Below are 19,003 nucleotides of genomic sequence, written 5' to 3' on the forward strand. Positions count from 1 at the left end.
TCAACCGCGAGGCGAACGCTGCGGACGGGCGCCGGAGCGCGAATAGGAGGGGCGTGCGGGGCGCGAGGCGGCGCGCAGTTCGTCGTAACGGACCTTCATCGCGCGCAGCACGGCGGCGCAGGCACCTTCGGGATCGCCGAGGACTTCGGCTGCATCGTAGCGGATGACCTTGAGTCCCACTTCGGCAAGGCTGGCATCGCGGCGGCGTTCGATCTCGGGCGCATCGCCACGATCGAGCGCGACGACCAGCTTCAGTGGCTGGCTGGCGAAATCGACGATGGCCGAGCCGATCACGGCGTAGCGCTTGAACTTGTACTTGCCGAGGTCTTCCTTGGCGAGCTCGTCGGCCAAGGCGAGGTGTGCCTCGTCCGGCTCGCGGCGCAACTGGCGCGCGCGCTCGTGAATCGCGTCAAGACGCGAACCGGAAATCGCCCAGCCGCGACCCTTCTTCTGGATCTTCGGCGCATCGGCACGTTCGCCGACAGGGCGGATGGTAAGCGTCTTCTTCAACCGACTGATCCTTCAAGGCTGATGCCGAGCAGCTTCTGCGCTTCGACCGCGAATTCCATCGGCAGTTGCTGCAGCACCTCGCGGGCGAAGCCGTTGACGATCAGGGCGACGGCGCTTTCCTGGTCGAGGCCGCGCTGCATGGCGTAGAACAGCTGGTCGTCGCTGATCTTGCTGGTGGTGGCTTCGTGTTCGATCGTGGCGCTGGGGTTGCGCACTTCGATATAGGGCACGGTGTGCGCGCCGCATTCGGCGCCGAGCAGCAGGCTGTCGCACTGGGTGAAGTTGCGCACGCCTTCGGCCTGCGGGGCGACGCGCACCAGACCGCGATAGGTGTTGTTGCTCTTGCCCGCAGAGATGCCCTTCGACACGATCGTCGAGCGCGACCCCTTGCCATTGTGGATCATCTTGGTGCCGGTATCGGCCTGCTGGTAATTGTTGGTGACGGCGACCGAGTAGAACTCGCCCACCGAATCCTCGCCATTCAGCACGCAGGACGGATACTTCCAGGTGATCGCCGAGCCGGTTTCGACCTGCGTCCACGACACCTTCGAGCGGGCACCCTGGCACAGCGCGCGCTTGGTGACGAAGTTGTAGATGCCGCCCTTGCCTTCCGCGTCGCCGGGATACCAGTTCTGCACGGTGGAGTACTTGATCTCGGCATCGTCGAGCGCGACAAGTTCGACCACGGCGGCGTGAAGCTGGTTCTCGTCACGCTGCGGGGCGGTGCAGCCCTCGAGATAGCTGACGTAGGCGCCCTTGTCGGCAACGATCAAGGTGCGTTCGAACTGGCCGGTGTTCTCCGCGTTGATGCGGAAATAGGTGCTCAGCTCCATCGGGCAGCGCACGCCTTCGGGGATGTAGACGAAGGTGCCGTCGGAAAAGACCGCGCAGTTGAGCGTGGCGAAGTAGTTGTCGTGCATCGGCACGACCTTGCCCAGCCACTTCTTCACGAGGCCCGGGTATTCGCGGATCGCCTCGGAGATAGAGCGGAAGATGACGCCTGCCGCTTCCAGCTCCTTGCGGAAGGTGGTGGCGACCGAGACGCTGTCGAACACGGCGTCCACTGCGATCTTGCGCGCGCCTTCGACGCCGGCGAGCACCTTCTGCTCTTCCAGCGGAATGCCGAGCTTTTCGTAGACGCGCAGGATTTCGGGATCGACCTCGTCAAGGCTGCCGAGCTTTGGCTTGGCCTTGGGGGCGGCCCAGTAATAGGCGTCCTGATAGTCGATCGGCGGGATGTTCAGCTTCGCCCAGTCGGGCGTGGGCATGGTCAGCCAGTGGCGATAGGCCTTTAGCCGCCATTCGAGCATCCACTCCGGCTCGTCCTTCTTGGCCGAGATGTAGCGGACGGTATCTTCGGACAGGCCCTTGGGCCCGTACTCCTGCTCGATGTCAGACGACCAGCCGTGTTCGTATTCGGCAACCTTTGCGGCAGCTTCACGAGCGGCCTGGTCCTTGAGTTCGACGTTCTCGGTCATGCCATAACCTCCGTCACCGCTGCGGCAGGACGGGACAATTGGGTGAGCGGTATGCCCGCCAACGCGCCGCGAAGTGCGGCATCGACGGCAGGCCAGTGCGGACGGACGGTGCACGCGGCTTCCAGCGTGCAATCATGGCGCCCATGCTCGCTGCAGGGCGTGAGCGCAATGGGGCCTTCCACTGCCTCGACGATATCGGCCAAAGTGATAGCTGCGGCCGGGCGCGCAAGTTTCAGGCCGCCACGCGCACCACGGACGGACTTGAGCAGGCCCGCAGCCGAAAGCTTGCTGACCAGCTTCTGCACGGTCGGCACCGGCAGGCCGGTTTCGTCGGCGAGTTGCTGGGCACAGACGCGGCTCTGCCCGCAATGGCGCGCAGCGGCGGTCATCGTGACGACGGCGTAATCGGCCATGCTCGAAAGACGCATCTGGCAGGGTCCCGGGTAGCGATCCGACAAATCGGACCGAATCACTCCGGTTATCTAGGCGCGGTCTCCAGCAGGCACAACCCGCGATCGGAACAAAAGGGCAGGGCAGATAGGCCAGGGCAAGGAGCCAAGGCAAAAAAAGGGCGGCCGAGCCCCTTGGGGTCACCGGCCGCCTCAAAGTCGAGAACTCGTTGCAAGACTGCACCGAGCCCTTCGGGTCGCATCGCCTTCCTAAGCAGAAGCAGTTCGGGAGAATTGTATGGATTCGACAATTTCGGTGGCAAAGGCGCAACATACCAAGCGCAATCAATTACAATTGCTGTCAGATTCGAGAAGATCAGGCTTGGCCGCGGGAAGATAACGTCGCAAAGACCGGCGAAGGGGTGTGGTGTGGCGTGATTTGCCCGAACCCGGCCTCTTTGCCTTGCACCGCTTGCAAAACCGGAACTGCTTGACCGTGACGCCATATTCGCTGCTGCGCCCACTGATCTTTCGAATCCCTGCCGAAGCCGCACACCGCCTGACGATCCGCGCACTCGCCGTTTCGCAGCCCGGTGGACCTGTCGCCCCCACGCCAAACCTCGCGCAGCGGATCGCCGGCATCGCATTTCCCAATCCTGTCGGCATGGCCCCGGGGTTCGACAAGAATGCCGAGGTGCCCGATGCCATGCTGGGCATGGGCTTCGGCTTCGTCGAGGTGGGCACGGTGACGCCGCTGCCGCAGGAAGGCAATCCGAAGCCTCGGCTGTTCCGGCTCGTCGAGGACCGCGCTGTGATCAACCGCATGGGATTCAACAACGAAGGCGCCCAGGCTGTCACCAATCGGCTGATCCGTCGTCGCGAGACGGGCAAGCACGGCTTGCCGGGCATCGTCGGCGTGAACATCGGGGCGAACAAGGATTCAGGCGACCGCATCGCCGATTATGCCCAGATGACCCGGCTCATGGCGCCGCTGGCGTCGTACCTTACGGTCAACATCTCCTCGCCCAACACGCCGGGACTGAGAGCCTTGCAGGATGAAGGCGCACTCTCGGCACTGCTCGATGCGGTGATCGAGGCGCGCGGCAACATGAACGTGCCGATCTTCCTGAAGCTGGCGCCCGATCTCGAGCCTTCGGACATTGACGCCATCTGCCGGATCGCAATCGAAAAGCGGCTGGCGGCGCTGATCGTCTCCAACACGACCATCACACGCCCAGCCTTGCGCTCAAGCCACGCGGGCGAAACGGGCGGTCTGTCGGGCGAACCCTTGCGTGAACTGGCGCTGCAACGGCTGCGCGATTTCCGCAAGGCGAGCGGCGGCGCAATTCCGCTGATCGGCGTCGGGGGAATTGCTACCGTAGAGGATGCCTGGGCGCGCATCCGTGCCGGGGCGAGCCTGATCCAGATATACAGCGCGATGGTCTATGAAGGGCCGGGCCTTGCCCGTCGCCTTGTCGCAGGACTGGAACAGAAGGTCAGGCAGGCTGGCATGACCTCCATTGCCGAGGCGGTCGGCAGCGAATAGCAAGGGGGCATGTCGCTCCCCCGCTTCCTGCAACCCGCCCCACTCGTTGCCCTTCTGCTGGCAAGCGGGTGCGTGCCCCCGCCCACTGCCGCGATTTCACCGGCCAACCCTACGCCTGCCGTCGCCGCAGCGGAGGGCGTTCCGCTCGACAGCCCCGGTCTGGTTTCCGCAGCTGACCCGCGCGCAGCCGAGGCGGGTGCGCAGATGCTGCGCCTTGGTGGCAGCGCCACCGATGCTGCGATCGCAACGATGCTGGCCCTCACCGTGGTCGAACCGCAAAGCTCCGGCATAGGCGGCGGCGGATTTCTCGTGCTGGGCGATGCGGCAGGCGGCGTCGAAACCATCGACGGGCGCGAGACCGCACCGAAAGCCGCAACCCCGCAATGGTTCTACGTCGACGGCAAGGCACTGGCATATGGCGATGCCATCCCGGGCGGGCGCAGCGTCGGCGTGCCGGGCAATCTGCGGCTGGCGGCGATGGCGCACAACGGCAAGGGCAGGCTGGCGTGGCGCACGCTGTTCCAGCCGGCGATCCGTCTGGCGCGCGAAGGCTTTGCCATCACCCCGCGCCTGCGCACCATTCTCGCCGCCGCCAGCCGGACAGGTGCGCTCGATCCCGATGCGCGGGCACTCTATTACGGCTCGGACGGACAACCACTGCCGGTGGGCACGCAGGTGCGCAATCCCGCGCTGGCCGCGACACTGGAAATGATCGCGGCGCGCGGGGCCGACAGCTTCTACAGCGGAGACAATGCCACGCTTGTCGCCAGCAAGGTCGGCACGGCACCGCGCAATCCGGCGCCGATGACCACGTCCGATCTCGCCGACTACAAGGCAGTGCGCCGCCCGGCGGTTTGCGGGATGTACCGAGCCTACCGCATTTGCGGGATGGGTCCGCCCTCGTCCGGGGCGACGACGGTCTTCGCGATCCTCAAGCAGCTGGAGCGCTTCGACCTCAAGGCGCTTGGGCCGCAAAATCCGGTTTCGTGGCACCTCATCGCCGAATCCCAGCGCCTCGCCTATGCCGATCGGGATCAGTACCTGGCCGACGGCGACTTCGTGGCAGTTCCGGTCGCCGGCCTGACCGATCCTGCCTATCTTGCCTCCCGCTCCGCCCTGATCTCGGAAAGCACCTCGCTCGGACTGGTGCAGCCCGGTACGCCGCCGGGCGCCAGACTGGCCTTCGCCCGCGCGGAGCCTCAGGAAGAGCACGGCACCACGCACTTCGTCACGGTCGATCGCTGGGGCAATGCCGCAAGCTATACCTCGACCATCGAGGGCCCGTTCGGATCGGGGCTGATGGTCGGCGGCTACTACCTCAACAACGAACTGACCGACTTCAACATCGTGCCTGACAAGGACGGCAAGCCCACGGCCAACCGGGTCGAGGGCGGCAAGCGGCCGCGCAGTTCGATGTCGCCGACGCTGGTCTATGGTCCGGACGGCAAGCTGCGCCTCGCGGTCGGCGCAGCGGGTGGCGTGACGATACCGGCGCAAGTGGCAAAGGCTATCATCGGCGTGCTCGACTGGAACCTGTCCGCGCGCGACGCGATTGCGCTGCCGGTGATCTTTGCGCCGGGCGGCGATGCGATCTTCGTGGAAAAGGGCACGACTCTGGAAGCGATGATCCCCGCGCTTCAGCAACTGGGCCATGCACAAGTGCTGGCACGATCTCCCTCTTTCAAGGCCAACGCCATCGAACGGGTCGGGGACCGTTGGCGCGGCGCCGCCGATCCGCGCAGCGAAGGCGCCGCCATCGCGCCCTGATCCAGCCCGTTCGGGCATATCTGCCTGTCGCGTGGAGTGACCGGTTGCCGTAAGGGGACCGGGTGACTAGGTTCCTTTGCAACTGGCAGGGAGCATCGCCTCTCCCTGCCGAAAAGGGGCGAGGGTCAAGACGTGCAGCTTTCCGATTTCGCAGGCTTTCCCAATCTGGTTTCGATGTTCCTGGATCGCGCGGCAGTGCGCGGCGACGGGCCGTTTCTCTGGGCCAAGGCGAAGGGTCAGTGGAACGCGCTGAGCTGGGCCGAGGCCGCCCGGCAGGTCTGCGTGCTGGCGGAGTCCCTGCGCGGACTGGGTCTCAATCCCGGCGACCGGGTCGCGCTCGTTTCGGAAAACCGGCCCGAGTGGTGCATCGCCGACCATGCGATCATGGCGGCCGGGCTGGTGACGGTGCCGACCTACATCACCAATACCGAGCGCGACCACCTGCACATTCTCGAGAATTCGGGCGCGCGCGCGGTGATCGTATCGACCTCGAAGCTGTCGCAGCCGCTGCTCCCGGCGGCGCTGTCGGCTCCCTGCGTGGAGCACGTGATCGGCATGGAGCCGCTGCGCCAGATGCAGGCGGGCAAGCTTTCGTTCCATGACTGGCAGTCGCTGACCAGCGGGGACGGCGTGGCGGCGCGGGCCGCAGTCGACGAACGGCTCAAGACGATGGGCCGCGATGACCTGGCCTGCATCATCTACACCAGCGGCACCGGCGGTTCCCCGCGCGGTGTGCGGCTGCACCACGGTTCGATCCTGTGCAACGTAGAAGGCGCGGCCGAGATTCTGGCCAACGATTTCGGCTGGGACGAGGAGGTGTTCCTCTCGTTCCTGCCACTTTCCCACGCCTATGAGCATACCGGCGGCCAGTACCTGCCGATCGGCATGGGCGCGCAGATCTACTATTCGGAAGGCCTCGAGAAGCTCGCCTCGAACATCGAGGAAGTCCGGCCGACGATCATGGTCGTGGTGCCGCGCCTGTTCGAGGTGCTGCGCACGCGGATCATGAAGCAGGTGGAGAAGCAGGGGAAGGTTGCCAACTATCTGATGGACCGCGCGCTTTCGATCGGCGGGCGCAAGGCCGCGGGCAAGGGACGCCTGCTCGATGCGCCGATGAACCTGATCCTCGAGAAGACCCTGCGACCAAAGATCCGCGCTCGTTTCGGTGGACGGATGAAAGCGATGGTTTCAGGCGGCGCGCCGCTCACCCCCGATGTCGGCGTGTTCTTCCAGGCGATGGGCCTGACCATGCTGCAGGGCTATGGCCAGACCGAGGCCGGGCCGGTGATCTCGTGCAATCGCCCCAAGGTCGGCCTGAGGATGGACACCGTCGGCCCGCCGATGAAGGGGGTCGAGGTCAAGATCGCCGAAGATGGCGAGATCCTCGTGAAGGGCGAACTCGTCATGCACGGCTACTGGCACAACGATGCCGAGACGGCGCGCGCCATTCCGCCCGAAGGCCCGAATGCGGGCTGGCTGCACACCGGCGACATCGGGCACCTCGATGCCAAGGGCCGCATCGTCATCACCGATCGCAAGAAGGACATGATCGTCAACGACAAGGGCGACAATGTCTCCCCGCAGAAAATCGAGGGCATGCTGACGCTGCAGCCGGAGATCGCGCAGGCGATGGTCTCGGGCGACAAGCGGCCCTATATCGTCGGGCTGATCGTGCCTGACCCCGAATGGGCGCTCGAATGGTCACGCGCGCAGGGCGAACACTTCGATTTCAAGGAACTGCAGGACCTTCCCGCATTCAAGAGCGCGATCCGCGCGGCGGTGGACCGGGTCAACAAGGACCTCTCGGTGATCGAGAAGGTGCGCCAGTTCACCTTCGCCGACGAGGCTTTCAGCATCGACAATGGCGAGATGACGCCAAGCCTCAAGATCCGGCGCCACAAGATCAAGGAACGCTACGGCGCGCGCGTGGACGCGCTCTACAAGGGCTGACTACTGGGGCAGAAGGTCAGCGCCCGGCCATGGCCTTGACGCGGGCGAGGTAGGTGCGACCGATGCGCTGGATCGAGCCATCGGCCAGTTCGGCCGACCACACGCCCAGGCCGTCGTGCTTCAGGCCCGCAATGCGATCGCGCCGGACGATGGTCGAGCGGTGGAGGCGGATAAACTGCTCCGGGTCCAGCCGTGCTTCCAACCCGGCGATGGTGTGGAGCATCATGTAGCTGCGGCCTTGCCCGTTTTGATGGCCGACATGCAGGCGGACGTAGTCGCGCTCTGCGTCGATGCGTTCGAGGTCTGAGGCAGCAACTCGGATCAGTTCGGAGCGATGCGGGACCCAGAACTCCTCGATCCACTCGCTGGCAGGTTTTTCGGGCGTGAGCGGCGTTTCGGCGGGCGCGCTGCGGCGCGACTGGGCGCGCTCCACCGCGCGTTCCAGACGCTCCTGGGCGACAGGCTTGAGCACATAGTCGACGGCATCGCAATCGAAGGCCTCCACCGCGAAATCGTCATGCGCGGTGACGAATACCACCGCCGGGCGGTTGGCTTGCCCGGCCAGCGCCCGCGCCACGCCAAGGCCGTCGACTTCGGGCATGGTCATGTCGAGCAGGACGAGATCGGGCGTCAGCGCCTCGATCAGGCGCAGTGCAGCGGCTCCATCGCTGGCGGTGCCGACCACCTGCAGGGCCGGAATCCGGGCGCAGAGAATTTGCATCCGCTCCACCGCCAGCGGTTCGTCATCAACGATCAACGTGCGCAACGTCAGTCCCCTCAGCATTCGTTCCGGACGACCGGCATGGTCAGCACGGTCGCATAACCTCCGGCAGGCAACGGGCCGCTTTCCACCTTGGCCACGTCCTCGCCGAAGCGGGCGGCGAGACGGCTCTTCACGTTGGCGATGCCGATGCCGGTGCCGCCATTGGCAAAGCCCTCGCCCGGACCATCGTCTGCCACGGTCAGCACCAGAAAGCCGCCAGCCTCTCGCGCGGTGATGCGGATGGTGACCGGGCGGATCGTCGTCGAGACCGCATACTTGATCGAGTTCTCGACCAGCGGCTGAAGGATCATGCCGGGCACGCAGGCGGTCATCAGATCGTCGGGGATGTCGAACTCACAACGCAGGCGCTCAGGAAAGCGCACCGCCTCGATGTCGAGGTAGTGGCGCTGCAGGGCGATCTCGTCCTCAAGCGGCATGTCTGACGTGGGGTCGCCCGCAAGGCTGTGGCGATAGAAGCGCGAAATCGACTGGATCATCCGCTCGGCCTGTTCGGTTCGCCCGACCATGACCAAAGCCGACAAGGAATTCAATGTGTTGAACAGGAAATGCGGGTTCACCTGATAGCGCAAGGAGCGCAGTTCGGCGGCCTTGGCGGCGCGGGCGTATTGTCCTTCGCGATACTCCGCCGCGCGCAATTGCTCGCCATTGCCCAGCGCCAGATAGAGCGCGGCCCAAGCGATGAGCAGGAAATAGCGACCCAGCGCAACGTCGGTCAGCTGCCGCCAGAGGCCTTCATTCTCCACCGTCTGGCGGATGATCGTCACGTGGTCGGGGCCGCGCAGGTCCTCGGTGACGATCTCGGACGGGGAAGGCTGTGGCCCGCTCGCCGCCTCGGCCTTGGCTGCCTCTGCCCTGGCTGCTTCCGCCTTGTCCTGTTCCGCCGCTGTCCGGGCTGCTGCGACCTCACGCGCTCGCACGGCTCTTGCCTTCTCCAGCGCCAGCTGGCGGGCCGCCTGCGCTTTCTTCAGCGCCTTGTCCGCCTCGCGGCGCGCCGTTTCGCGGATCTTCTCCCTTTCCGCTGCGGAGAGGACCGGCGGGGCGGGTGGCGCAGGAGGGGCCGCCGATGCTGCCGCAGCCGGCGCCGCAGGTGCTTCAGGCGCATCGCTGATGCTCTCGACGTCGCCATCCTCGTCAACGGTATAGACCTTGCCGCCTGTCCGCACTTCCGAGCGTCCATCGGCAAACTGGCGGACGAAAAGACCCGGCTGCGAAATCACCATGCTGCCGTCGGCGTCCTGCTTCACGCCGAAGTTCTTGAGCGCCTGGATCGTCGCCTCGTCGCCGACCTTGCGCAGTTCGGCAATGTCCTCCTCGTTGAGCAGGGGTTCCAGCGACGACGCGGCCTTGGGGGCAGGGGGAGCCTTTGGTGGCTGAGCCTTGGGGGGAGGGGCGGGTTCGGGCAAATCCGGCTCGGGCGGTGGCGGAGGAATGAAGCCTTCGTCGAGCACGTCGACCAGCACATTGCCCGCCATGTCGTGGCGAATCTTGACCCCCGGCTTGCCCTGACTGCCGGTGACCGTGGTCTGGGTGGTTGTCGTGGTCGTGCCGGACTGTCCCGGTTCGGTGCTGATACGTTCGATCATGCGCTTTTCGACCGGCGCGAAGGCCCACTGGTTCACTGCCGCAAGGGCCAGCGCTGCCGGGAGCATGATCACCAGCGCCGCCGCCACGCGCGTTGCGAGGGGTCGACCATCGAAGCGGCGCAACAGCGGCCAGCACGCCACCGTCACCACGATGCCCGCAACCGTCACCAAGGCGCGGCGCCAGAGCAGGTCGGAGAAATCGCCGAGCTCCACCACCAGACCGCGCACGGTGATCAGAAGGAAATAGCACAGCCACAGCGCCGCTGCCGACAGGATCACCTGCCGGGCCGGAACGCGCGGGATACCCGGATCGATTTGCGACGACGTCATCGCGCGTTGTTTAAACGCGAACCGCCCGACGCGCCATAACGGCGGTCGGGCGGCGAATGTCGTTCATGGAATTTATTGGGTGCGCCCCTGACATCCGTCAGGGGCTTGCGGCACCGGCCCGCTCCCCCGCCCGACCTCCCACGAGAGTATCCTTAATGGGTGGTCGGGCGGGGGAGCGGGCCGGTGCCGTCAAGGAAAGCCCGGATGGGCTTTCCTACCCATCAAACCGCCAGCAGGCCCTCGTCCGCGATCTTCTTCTTCCACACGAGCGGCGCGGCCTGGTGGACGTTCTCGCCCGAGCTGTCGACCGCGACGGTCACCGGCATGTCCTCGACGGTGAACTCGTAGATCGCTTCCATGCCGAGGTCTTCGAAGCCGACGACCTTGGCCTGCTTGATTGCGCGGGCCACGAGGTAAGCCGCGCCGCCGACCGCCATCAGGTAGGCACTCTTGTGCTCGGCGATCGACTTGGTGGCGGCCGGGCCGCGCTCGGCCTTGCCGACGCTGGCGAGCAGGCCGAGGTCGAGCATGGTGTCGGAGAAGCTGTCCATGCGCGTGGCGGTGGTCGGGCCTGCCGGGCCGACGACTTCATCGCGCACCGGATCGACCGGGCCGACGTAGTAGATCACGCGGCCCTTGAAATCGACCGGCAGTTCCTCGCCCTTCGCGAGCATGTCCTTGATGCGCTTGTGCGCGGCATCGCGGCCGGTGAGCATCTTGCCGTTGAGCAGCAGGCGGTCGCCGGCCTTCCAGCCTTCGACCTCGGCCTGGGTCAGCGTGTCGAGATTGACGCGCTTGGCTGCCGAATCCGGCGCCCAGTGGACCTGCGGCCATTCGTCGAGCTTGGGGCGCTCAAGGAAGCTCGGGCCCGAACCGTCGAGACTGAAGTGCGCGTGGCGGGTGGCGGCGCAGTTGGGGATCATCGCCACCGGCTTGCCCGCGGCGTGGCACGGCGCGTCCATGATCTTCACGTCGAGAATGGTCGACAAGCCGCCGAGGCCTTGTGCACCGATGCCGAGCGCATTGACCTTGTCGAAGATCTCGATGCGCATGCGCTCGATATCGGTCTGGGGGCCGCGCTGCTTGAGCTGGGCCATGTCGATCGGCTCCATCAGCGCCTTCTTGGCGAGGAGCACGCAGTGCTCCGCCGTGCCGCCGATACCGATGCCGAGCATGCCCGGCGGGCACCAGCCGGCGCCCATCTGCGGCAGCATCTCGACCACCCAGTCGACGATGTTCTCGGACGGGTTCATCATCTTGAACTTCGACTTGTTTTCCGAGCCGCCACCCTTGGCCGCGACGTCGACCGTGACCTTGTTGCCCTTGACCATCTCGACATGGAGCACGCAGGGCGTGTTGTCGCGGGTGTTGCGGCGGGTGAAGGCAGGGTCGGCCAGCACCGAGGCGCGCAGCTTGTTGTCGGGATGGTTGTAGGCGCGGCGCACGCCTTCATCGACGACATCCTGCAGGCTCATGTCGGATTCGAGGCGGCAGTCCTGCCCCCATTCGATGAACACGTTGACGATGCCGGTGTCCTGGCAGATCGGGCGATGCCCTTCGGCGCACATGCGGCTGTTGGTGAGGATCTGCGCGATGGCATCCTTGGCGGCAGGGCCCTGTTCGGCCTTGTAGGCTTCGCCCAGCGCTCGGATGTAGTCCATCGGGTGGAAATAGCTGATGTACTGCAACGCGTCCGCGACGCTCTCGATCAGGTCCGCTTCCTTGATCGTGACCATTTCCGCCATGTTGCCGACTCCCTCCAGAGGCCTTGATTGCGAGAGGCGCATTACGCGGCAATTTGCGACAAGCAAATCCCTTGGAAACAGCAGGTCGATAATCTACAGGCACTTGGCAAGATTCAGGCTGCCTCTGGTGCGGTGGTGCAGCCCCAACAGATATGAGGGTTCGAATGACCGTGGTTGAAGATCGCCCGGCGGCGAATGAAATGCTGGTCGCGCGCCGTGCGATGATCGATAGCCAGCTCCGCGTGAGCGGGGTGAATTCTCCTGCCGTGCTCAACGCCTTCAACGCGGTCCCGCGCGAAGACTTCGTCCCTGCCGAGCGCCGCGCGGTCGCCTATATCGATCGTGCCGTGCCGCTGGGCGAAGGCCGCTCGCTGTCGCCGGCGCTGACCTACGGACAGATGCTCGAAGCCGCGCAGGCCACGCGGGACGATTCGGTGCTGGTCATCTCGCCCAACGGCTACCTGGCCGCGCTGGCCGGGCATCTTGCCGGCAACGTGACGCGGGCCGATTCGCTGGCAACGGCGCAAGGCGGTCCCTATTCGCTGATCCTGATCGACGGTGCGGCCGAAGTGCTGCCCGACGCGCTGGCAGCGCTCCTGTCCGACGACGGCCGCATCGTTACCGGAATTGCCGATCGCGGCGTTACCCGGCTGGCGCTCGGGCGCAAGGCGCTTGGCAAGGTCGTGGCGACGCCGCTGGCCGAAGCCGACTTCGCGGTACTGGCTGAATTCGCCGCACCGAAGAAATGGAGCTTCTGAGCCTCATGGCTACCCGCAAGGCGCTGCGCCTCGTTCTGGTGGCGGGCGCCGCCAGCATCGCCACGACGCCTGCCATGGCGGACGACCTGCGCGAGGCCCTGACCAGCGCCTACAACACCAATCCCACGCTTCAGGCCGCGCGGGCCAACCAGCGCGCGACGGACGAAGGCGTACCGATCGCGCGGGCTCGCGGTCTGCCGAGCCTGCAGGGTCAGGCGAGCTACACCAAGGTGCTGCGCGCCAACCCGAACTCGTTTCTGATCACCGACTGGTCGAACAGCATCGATCTCAGCCTCGGCGTGCCGGTCTATTCGGGGGGCGCGGTCAAGAATTTGATCCGCGCCGCCAAGACCCGCGTCGAAGCCGGGCAGGAAGATCTGCGCGCGACTGAGTCCGGCGTGTTCTCGCAAGTCGTCGCCGCTTATATGGACGTGATCCGCGATTCCGCGATCGTCGGGCTGAACAAGAGCAACGTCGATGTCCTTGAGGTGAACCTCAAGGCGACCAGCGACCGCTTCGAGATCGGCGACGTGACCCGCACCGACGTTGCCCAGTCCAATTCCCGCCTCGCGCTGGCCCGTGGCGATCTGCGCACGGCGCAAGCCAACCTCATCGCCAGCCGCGAACGGTACATCCAGGTCGTGGGCAAGGCACCGACCGATCTGCAGCCCCCGCCGCCGCTGCCCGGCCTGCCGGGGAACGCGGACGATGCCGTCGATTTCGCGCTCGAGAACAATCCCGATCTGATCGCCGCGCGCGAGCGGAGCAAGGCCGCCGCTTTCGATGTGAAGGTCGCCGATGCGGCAAAGCTGCCTACCGTTTCACTGTCTACGAATGGCAGCCGACAGGCTTTCAAGGGGACATTCCAGGGTTCGAGCCAGACCTTGCAGCAGGCGAACACGACGGCTCAGGCCGGCGTCAGCGTCTCGATCCCGCTCTATCAGGGTGGTGGCCCCGCTGCGCAGACTCGCCAGGCGCAGGCACGTGAGAGTGCCACGCTGGAGCAGGAAATCGGCGTGGAGCGCGAAGTGATCGCCTCGGTGCGCTCGGCCTATGCATCGTTGCAGGCGGCGAACGAGATCATCGCTATGAACCAGACCGCGGTCGATGCTGCGGCTCTGAGCCTTGAGGGCGTGCGCGCGGAGAACACGGTCGGCAATCGCACGATCCTCAACATCCTCGATGCCGAGCAGGAACTGCTGCGGGCGCAGGTGCAGCTCGTGGCGGCGCGGCGCAATGCCTATGTCGCCGGGTTCAACCTGCTGGCGGCGATGGGCAAGGCAGATGCCAACGACCTCGGTCTCGATGGCGGCGCGCTCTATGATCCGCAGGTCAACTACGATCGCGTGAAGGGCCGCATCTGGGACTGGGACCGCGATCCCAAGCCTGCGGCGGTGTCCACGCGCACCGTTGACACGCCCGCGCAGGATGCGACAATTCCGCCCTCGCCGCTTCCATAAGAGAATCGGTGCAGCAGGGGCATTTGGGGGTACTAACTGCAATGCGTCAGGCCGGTGAACCGTCCGTCGAGGAAATCCTCGAATCGATCAAGAAGGTGATCGCGCGCGACAACAAGGCCGAGGCGCAGGCGCGCCTGCAGCCCAAGCCCGCCCCGCGCCCCGACGTGCTTGAACTGACCGACCCTGCCGAAGAGGAAGAAGCCGAACCGACGGGCGGTCTGATCGCCGACGCCGCAGCCGCATCGATGCGCGAATCGCTGGCGGCGCTGTCGATGTTGGCGCAGCCCGGTGCCACCCCGCAGATTGTCCGCTCGGGCGAGACCTCGCTCGAAGGGCTGGTGCGGGATCTGCTCAAGCCGATGCTGGCCGAGTGGCTCGACAAGAACCTCCCCGCCATGGTCGAGAAGATGGTTGCAGCCGAGATCGCTCGCATCGCCGGGAAGCGCGGCTGATTTTGCGTTTGCGCCGTGGACTTACGGCGCTAATCCGGTTTCCATGAAAACCAACTCGCTGTTGCGGGCAGCTGCTCCGCTCGCCTTCGCTTTCGCCGCTCCTGCCCTTGCCCAGCAGGCTGCGCCGTTCTCTCCGCAAGATCTGGTAACCCTCGGCCGGCTTGGCGGCACTGCGGTTTCGCCCGACGGCAAGACCGTCGCCTACATCATCACCTCGACCGATCCTGCGAACTACAAGCGCACGCCGACGCTGTGGGTGCGCAGCACCGATGGAAAGACTGCCCCCCGCCGGATCGACACCGGCGGCAGCGCCAGCGACCCCGCCTTCGCGCCGGACGGTTCGCTCTACTACCTCTCGGACCGCAAGGTCGGCGAAGCCGAGACCACGCAGGTCTGGAAGGTCGATGTCGCATCGGGGGTGACGACGCAGGTCACCGCTTTCAAGACAGAGGTCTCCGGCTTCGAACTCTCGCCCAACGGCAAGCGCATCGCCGTGTGGGGCGACATCGCGCGTGATTGCCCGACCTTCGGCTGCGACCACGACGGCAACACCGCCCTCCCCGGACCCGGCACCGGCCGACACTACAAGGACGGCACGGGCTTCGTGCGCCACTGGGACGCATGGGAAACCCCCGGCAACTACAGCCGCGTCTTCGCTTTCGATCTCGGCGCGGACGGCAAGGCTTCGGGTGTAGGCAAGGCAGCAGACGGCCCTGTTGGCACCCTCACCGGCGACAGCCCGGGCAAGCCCTTCGGCGGCGGCGAGGACGTGGCTTGGGCGGCGGACTCGCAGTCTTTGTTCTTCGTTGCGCGGCAGGCTGACCGCAACGAGCCGACCTCGACCAATCTCGACATCTGGCAATCGAAGTTCGACGGCGCAGCCCCGCAGAACCTGACGCAAGCCAACAAGGCCACCGACAATACGCCCGCCCCTTCGCCCGATGGCAAGTGGCTGGCCTATGCCGCGATGGCGCGGCCCGGCTATGAAGCGGACCGTCTGGTCGTCCACCTGATCAACCTGCAGACCGGCGAGAACCGCGAGCTGACCGGTGGTTGGGATCGCTCGGTCGCCTCGCTGACGTGGACGCCGGACAGCAAGGCGCTGATCGCAACCGCCGAAGACGTCCTCGATACGCCTGCCTTCCGCATCGATCCGGTGAACGGCAGGGTCACGCGCCTCATCCTCAACCCCGGCCGCGAAGGGCACATCGGCAATGTCGTCCCGCTCAAGGACGGTCGCCTGGTCTACACGCGCGATTCGCTCGACGCCCCGGCCGAACTGTTCATCGGCAAGCCGGGCAAGGCAGGCGCGCGGCTGACCGACGTTGCAGCTTCAACACTGGCACAGCGCGCACCGGTCGTCACGCAGCGCTTCAGCTTCAAGGGCGCGGATGGCGATACGGTCTGGGGCCAGATCACCAAGCCGAGCTGGATCAAGGGCAAGATGCCTTCGGTCCTGTTCGTCCACGGTGGGCCGCAGGGCTCCTACAACGACAGCTGGTCCAACCGCTGGAACGCGCGCGTCTGGGCGAGTCAGGGCTACGCCATTGTCTCGGTCGATTTCCACGGATCCACCGGATACGGGCAGGCGTTCACCGATGGCATCAACCGCCAGTGGGGCGGCAAGCCGCTGGAAGACCTGCAGAAGGGCTTTGCCGCCGCGATCGCGTTGGATGGGCAGATCGATGGCGACAACGCCTGTGCGGCGGGCGCTTCCTACGGCGGCTACATGATGAACTGGATCGCCGGTAACTGGCCGGACCGGTTCAAGTGCCTCATCCAGCATGACGGCGTGTTCGATGCCCGTGCCATGGCCTACGAAACCGAGGAACTGTGGTTCGACGAGTGGGAGCACGGCGGGCACCCCTACTACGAAGCGCCGGAAGAGTTCGAGAAGTGGAACCCGGTTAACCACGTCGCCAAGTGGAAGACGCCGATGCTGGTTATCACCGGCGAGAAGGACTTCCGCATTCCCTATACGCAAGGGCTGGCCGCGTTCACTGCGCTCCAGCGCCGGGGCATTCCGTCCGAACTGCTGGTCTTCCCGGACGAGAACCACTGGGTGCTCAAGGCCAAGAACTCGTTGCAGTGGCACCAGACCTCGTTCAACTGGCTCGACCGCTGGTTGAAGAAGGATGGCAAGGCCGAATGATCCCCGATCCCGCAGAGATTGCCCTTGCGGAAATAGCGCTCGAAAAGCTGGGCGGGTTCAACCCTAAGCGCCATATCCTGCTCTGCGCTGGCCCCGAAAAGGACAAGTGCGCCCCGCGCGATGTGGGTGACGAGGCGTGGAACTACCTCAAGAAGCGCCTCGGCGAGCTCAAGCTTGGCGGGGCGCAGGGGGTGCTGCGCAACAAGGTCGGCTGCCTGCGCGTGTGCATGGTCGGGCCGGTCGCGGTCGTCTACCCGGACAACGTCTGGTACCATTCCTGCACCCCGCCGGTGCTGGAGCGGATCATTCAGGAGCACGTGATCGGCGGCGTGCCGGTCGAGGACTACCGACTGAATCCCCCAGCTTAGGCAGCCCGTTCCATCACCCGCGGAATGAAGCCGAGAAGCTCGCTGGCGAGATAACCCAGCGGGCCGATCGCTTCGGCACAGCGCCTGCCGGCCTCGCCGTGCAGCCATACCGACCATAGCGCCGCCTGCAGCGGTTCCGCCCCGCGCGCCAGCAGCGCAGCGGCGATTCCGGCCATGACGTCGCCCGAACCACCGGTTGCCAGACCGACATTTCCGCCGCTGTAGCTGAACAGCTCGTCCTCCGGAGTCGCCACCAGCGTGACTGCGCCCTTCAGGACGACCACGGCCCCAAACTGGCCGGCGCACTGGCAGACTGCGGCCGCGCGATCCCGTTCCACAACTTCCGCAGCCACCTGAAGCAGCGCCGCGATCTCGCCGATGTGTGGCGTCAGCACTGCCGGAGAGCGCCGTTTGCGCAGGCGTCCGGCGTGATCGCAGATCGCCATAAGGGCCGCCGCATCGAGAACCAGCGCGGTTTCTCCAGCCGCATCCATCAGCTTTCCGACAAGCGCCGAAGCTTGGTCCGCACAGCTCATCGCCGGGCCAAGAACAAGACAATCAGTCTTGGCGACTTCCGCTTTCAGCGAGGCGCGGGCCGCGTCAATCTCGCCCTTAGGGTCGGCGGCGAGTGGCAGGACCGCCACTTCCGGCATCAGCACGCCGATCATCATCGCGGTGGACCCGACCGTCGCGATCCGCACCTTGCCCGCACCGGCGCGGAGGGCCGCCTCGGCCGTCAGCCGCACGCCGCCCGGAACCATCGAGCAACCGCCGACGACCAGCACGCGCCCGCGTGCGTTCTTGTCGCTCTCCTCGTGCGGCTGCGGCAATGGCTGTTCGCGCAGCCACGCGCCGTCGAGAACCCTTGCCTCACCCACGCGCCGCGACCATGCGATCCGGTGCTCGCGTTGCTTCGGTGCCTTCGCGGACCATCGGCGCCACCATGTTGTAGTGCTCCAGCACAAGGCTGCCCTCGCCCTCGCCCGCCCGGTCGAGGCGGTATTGCGTGATCGCGCAGTTGGCGATGTCACCGGCCTTGTCGATCGCCAGCACTTCGGCCTCGGACATGTGCTCGAGCACGTAGCGCATGCACAGGACGACGACCTGATGCGCGACGATCATCACCCGCTTGCCCGCATAATGCAGCGACACGGTGTCGAGCAGCGCGCGGAGGCGGAAGATCACGTCGACCCAGCTCTCGCCACCGGGCGGACGGTGATAGAACTTGCCCAGCACGCGGCGGAACTCTGCCTGATCGGGCTGGAAGTGGCGGATGCCGGGCGTGGTCAGGCCGTCGAGAATCCCGAATTCCTTTTCCCGCAGCCGCTCGTCGATGCAGATGCGCAGGTCGCCCGCGCATCCCCCGGCCTCACGGAAGATCTCGGCCGTCTGCACAGCGCGAACGTAAGGACTCGCAAGGATGACCTCGGGGCGCTCGCCCTCCTCGCCCTGCGCAAACCAGTGGCCCAAGGCTCGGGCCTGCCGCTGGCCGAGCGGAGAAAGCGGGACGTCCACATCGCGGTGATCGAGCGCAATGCGCAGGTCGCCAGCGGCGTCGGCGGCATCGCGCGCGACATTGCCCGCGCTCTGGCCGTGCCGGATCAGCCAAAGCACTTCGGGCCAGCGTTCGTGCGGTTGCGGGAGCGTTTGCGGTCCGATCATGCATACCCAATCGCGGGGCCGCCGCGAAGGTTCCGGAACGTTCGCCGGGCTTGAGGGATTGAGCGGTCA

General features: G+C 65.9%; 16 protein-coding genes. 8 read left to right on the forward strand and 8 right to left on the reverse strand.

Annotated elements, in window-relative coordinates:
- Genes I2488_RS07505 through I2488_RS07515 form a run of 3 tightly spaced genes read right to left on the reverse strand, consistent with a single transcriptional unit; the run spans position 1 to position 2,416 of the window.
- Complete coding sequence (locus I2488_RS07505; protein ID WP_196275185.1) at positions 1–510, reverse strand: endonuclease domain-containing protein; 510 nt, start codon at positions 508–510, stop codon at positions 1–3.
- Entirely contained in the window at positions 507–1,988 is a 1,482-nt protein-coding gene (sufB, locus tag I2488_RS07510; protein WP_196275186.1) for a Fe-S cluster assembly protein SufB, read from the reverse strand. The genes I2488_RS07505 and sufB overlap by 4 nt, the downstream gene beginning before the upstream one ends.
- On the reverse strand, positions 1,985–2,416 hold the full coding sequence (locus tag I2488_RS07515) for an SUF system Fe-S cluster assembly regulator (RefSeq protein ID WP_196275187.1): 432 nt from the start codon (positions 2,414–2,416) through the stop codon (positions 1,985–1,987). The genes sufB and I2488_RS07515 overlap by 4 nt, the downstream gene beginning before the upstream one ends.
- A gap of 457 nt (positions 2,417–2,873) precedes the next feature.
- Here I2488_RS07515 and I2488_RS07520 point away from each other — a divergent pair, with 457 nt between their 5' ends.
- The 3 genes from I2488_RS07520 to I2488_RS07530 all read left to right on the forward strand — a co-directional run bounded on the left by I2488_RS07520 (position 2,874) and on the right by I2488_RS07530 (position 7,640).
- Positions 2,874–3,923, forward strand: a complete 1,050-nt coding sequence (locus I2488_RS07520) for a quinone-dependent dihydroorotate dehydrogenase (RefSeq protein WP_196275386.1) — start codon at positions 2,874–2,876, stop codon at positions 3,921–3,923.
- Positions 3,924–3,932: 9 nt separating this feature from the next.
- Entirely contained in the window at positions 3,933–5,690 is a 1,758-nt protein-coding gene (gene ggt / locus I2488_RS07525) for a gamma-glutamyltransferase (protein WP_196275188.1), read from the forward strand.
- 132 nt (positions 5,691–5,822) lie between these two features.
- Positions 5,823–7,640 carry an AMP-binding protein gene (locus I2488_RS07530; RefSeq protein ID WP_196275189.1) on the forward strand — a complete coding sequence of 606 codons (1,818 nt, stop codon included), beginning with the start codon at positions 5,823–5,825 and terminating at the stop codon, positions 7,638–7,640.
- 16 nt (positions 7,641–7,656) lie between these two features.
- Here I2488_RS07530 and I2488_RS07535 read toward each other — a convergent pair whose 3' ends face one another.
- The 3 genes from I2488_RS07535 to I2488_RS07545 form a co-directional block, all read right to left on the reverse strand.
- On the reverse strand, positions 7,657–8,424 hold the full coding sequence (locus I2488_RS07535) for a LytR/AlgR family response regulator transcription factor (RefSeq protein WP_196275190.1): 768 nt from the start codon (positions 8,422–8,424) through the stop codon (positions 7,657–7,659).
- Positions 8,418–10,337, reverse strand: a complete 1,920-nt coding sequence (locus I2488_RS19865; protein ID WP_425492374.1) for a histidine kinase — start codon at positions 10,335–10,337, stop codon at positions 8,418–8,420. The genes I2488_RS07535 and I2488_RS19865 overlap by 7 nt, the downstream gene beginning before the upstream one ends.
- Before the next feature lie 221 nt (positions 10,338–10,558).
- Complete coding sequence (locus I2488_RS07545; RefSeq protein WP_425492375.1) at positions 10,559–12,082, reverse strand: fumarate hydratase; 1,524 nt, start codon at positions 12,080–12,082, stop codon at positions 10,559–10,561.
- Between the two features lie 164 nt (positions 12,083–12,246).
- Here I2488_RS07545 and I2488_RS07550 point away from each other — a divergent pair, with 164 nt between their 5' ends.
- The 5 genes from I2488_RS07550 to I2488_RS07570 are packed head-to-tail and all read left to right on the forward strand — an operon-like array spanning position 12,247 to position 17,272.
- Positions 12,247–12,840 (forward strand): protein-L-isoaspartate O-methyltransferase family protein, encoded by a 594-nt coding sequence (locus I2488_RS07550; RefSeq protein ID WP_196275191.1) that lies wholly within the window; start codon positions 12,247–12,249, stop codon positions 12,838–12,840.
- A 5-nt stretch (positions 12,841–12,845) separates the two neighbouring features.
- Entirely contained in the window at positions 12,846–14,300 is a 1,455-nt protein-coding gene (locus I2488_RS07555; RefSeq protein ID WP_196275192.1) for a TolC family outer membrane protein, read from the forward strand.
- A 41-nt stretch (positions 14,301–14,341) separates the two neighbouring features.
- Entirely contained in the window at positions 14,342–14,752 is a 411-nt protein-coding gene (locus I2488_RS07560; RefSeq protein WP_196275193.1) for a DUF2497 domain-containing protein, read from the forward strand.
- 43 nt (positions 14,753–14,795) lie between these two features.
- Positions 14,796–16,904: a S9 family peptidase gene (locus I2488_RS07565; protein ID WP_196275194.1), complete on the forward strand. Its 2,109-nt coding sequence runs from the start codon at positions 14,796–14,798 to the stop codon at positions 16,902–16,904.
- Entirely contained in the window at positions 16,901–17,272 is a 372-nt protein-coding gene (locus tag I2488_RS07570) for a (2Fe-2S) ferredoxin domain-containing protein (RefSeq protein WP_196275195.1), read from the forward strand. The genes I2488_RS07565 and I2488_RS07570 overlap by 4 nt, the downstream gene beginning before the upstream one ends.
- Here the strand turns inward: I2488_RS07570 and I2488_RS07575 are convergent.
- On the reverse strand, positions 17,269–18,150 hold the full coding sequence (locus I2488_RS07575) for an NAD(P)H-hydrate dehydratase (protein ID WP_196275196.1): 882 nt from the start codon (positions 18,148–18,150) through the stop codon (positions 17,269–17,271). The two genes, I2488_RS07570 and I2488_RS07575, sit on opposite strands and share 4 nt — an antisense overlap.
- Positions 18,143–18,934 carry a histidine phosphatase family protein gene (locus I2488_RS07580; RefSeq protein WP_196275197.1) on the reverse strand — a complete coding sequence of 264 codons (792 nt, stop codon included), beginning with the start codon at positions 18,932–18,934 and terminating at the stop codon, positions 18,143–18,145. The genes I2488_RS07575 and I2488_RS07580 overlap by 8 nt, the downstream gene beginning before the upstream one ends.
- Positions 18,935–19,003: the final 69 nt, after the last annotated feature.

The sequence above is a fragment of the Novosphingobium jiangmenense genome, from assembly GCF_015694345.1.
Taxonomy (GTDB): domain Bacteria; phylum Pseudomonadota; class Alphaproteobacteria; order Sphingomonadales; family Sphingomonadaceae; genus Novosphingobium; species Novosphingobium jiangmenense.

Bases quoted from the DNA above. Each gene is read 5' to 3' on its own strand.
- I2488_RS07580 (WP_196275197.1), bottom strand. From the start codon at position 18,934: ATGATCGGACCGCAAACGCTCCCGCAACCGCACGAACGCTGGCCCGAA.
- sufB (WP_196275186.1), bottom strand. From the start codon at position 1,988: ATGACCGAGAACGTCGAACTCAAGGACCAGGCCGCTCGTGAAGCTGCC.
- I2488_RS07570 (WP_196275195.1), top strand. From the start codon at position 16,901: ATGATCCCCGATCCCGCAGAGATTGCCCTTGCGGAAATAGCGCTCGAA.
- I2488_RS07560 (WP_196275193.1), top strand. From the start codon at position 14,342: ATGCGTCAGGCCGGTGAACCGTCCGTCGAGGAAATCCTCGAATCGATC.
- I2488_RS07545 (WP_425492375.1), bottom strand. From the start codon at position 12,082: ATGGCGGAAATGGTCACGATCAAGGAAGCGGACCTGATCGAGAGCGTC.
- I2488_RS07515 (WP_196275187.1), bottom strand. From the start codon at position 2,416: ATGCGTCTTTCGAGCATGGCCGATTACGCCGTCGTCACGATGACCGCC.
- I2488_RS19865 (WP_425492374.1), bottom strand. From the start codon at position 10,337: ATGACGTCGTCGCAAATCGATCCGGGTATCCCGCGCGTTCCGGCCCGG.
- I2488_RS07535 (WP_196275190.1), bottom strand. From the start codon at position 8,424: ATGCTGAGGGGACTGACGTTGCGCACGTTGATCGTTGATGACGAACCG.
- I2488_RS07555 (WP_196275192.1), top strand. From the start codon at position 12,846: ATGGCTACCCGCAAGGCGCTGCGCCTCGTTCTGGTGGCGGGCGCCGCC.
- I2488_RS07550 (WP_196275191.1), top strand. From the start codon at position 12,247: ATGACCGTGGTTGAAGATCGCCCGGCGGCGAATGAAATGCTGGTCGCG.
- ggt (WP_196275188.1), top strand. From the start codon at position 3,933: ATGTCGCTCCCCCGCTTCCTGCAACCCGCCCCACTCGTTGCCCTTCTG.
- I2488_RS07565 (WP_196275194.1), top strand. From the start codon at position 14,796: ATGAAAACCAACTCGCTGTTGCGGGCAGCTGCTCCGCTCGCCTTCGCT.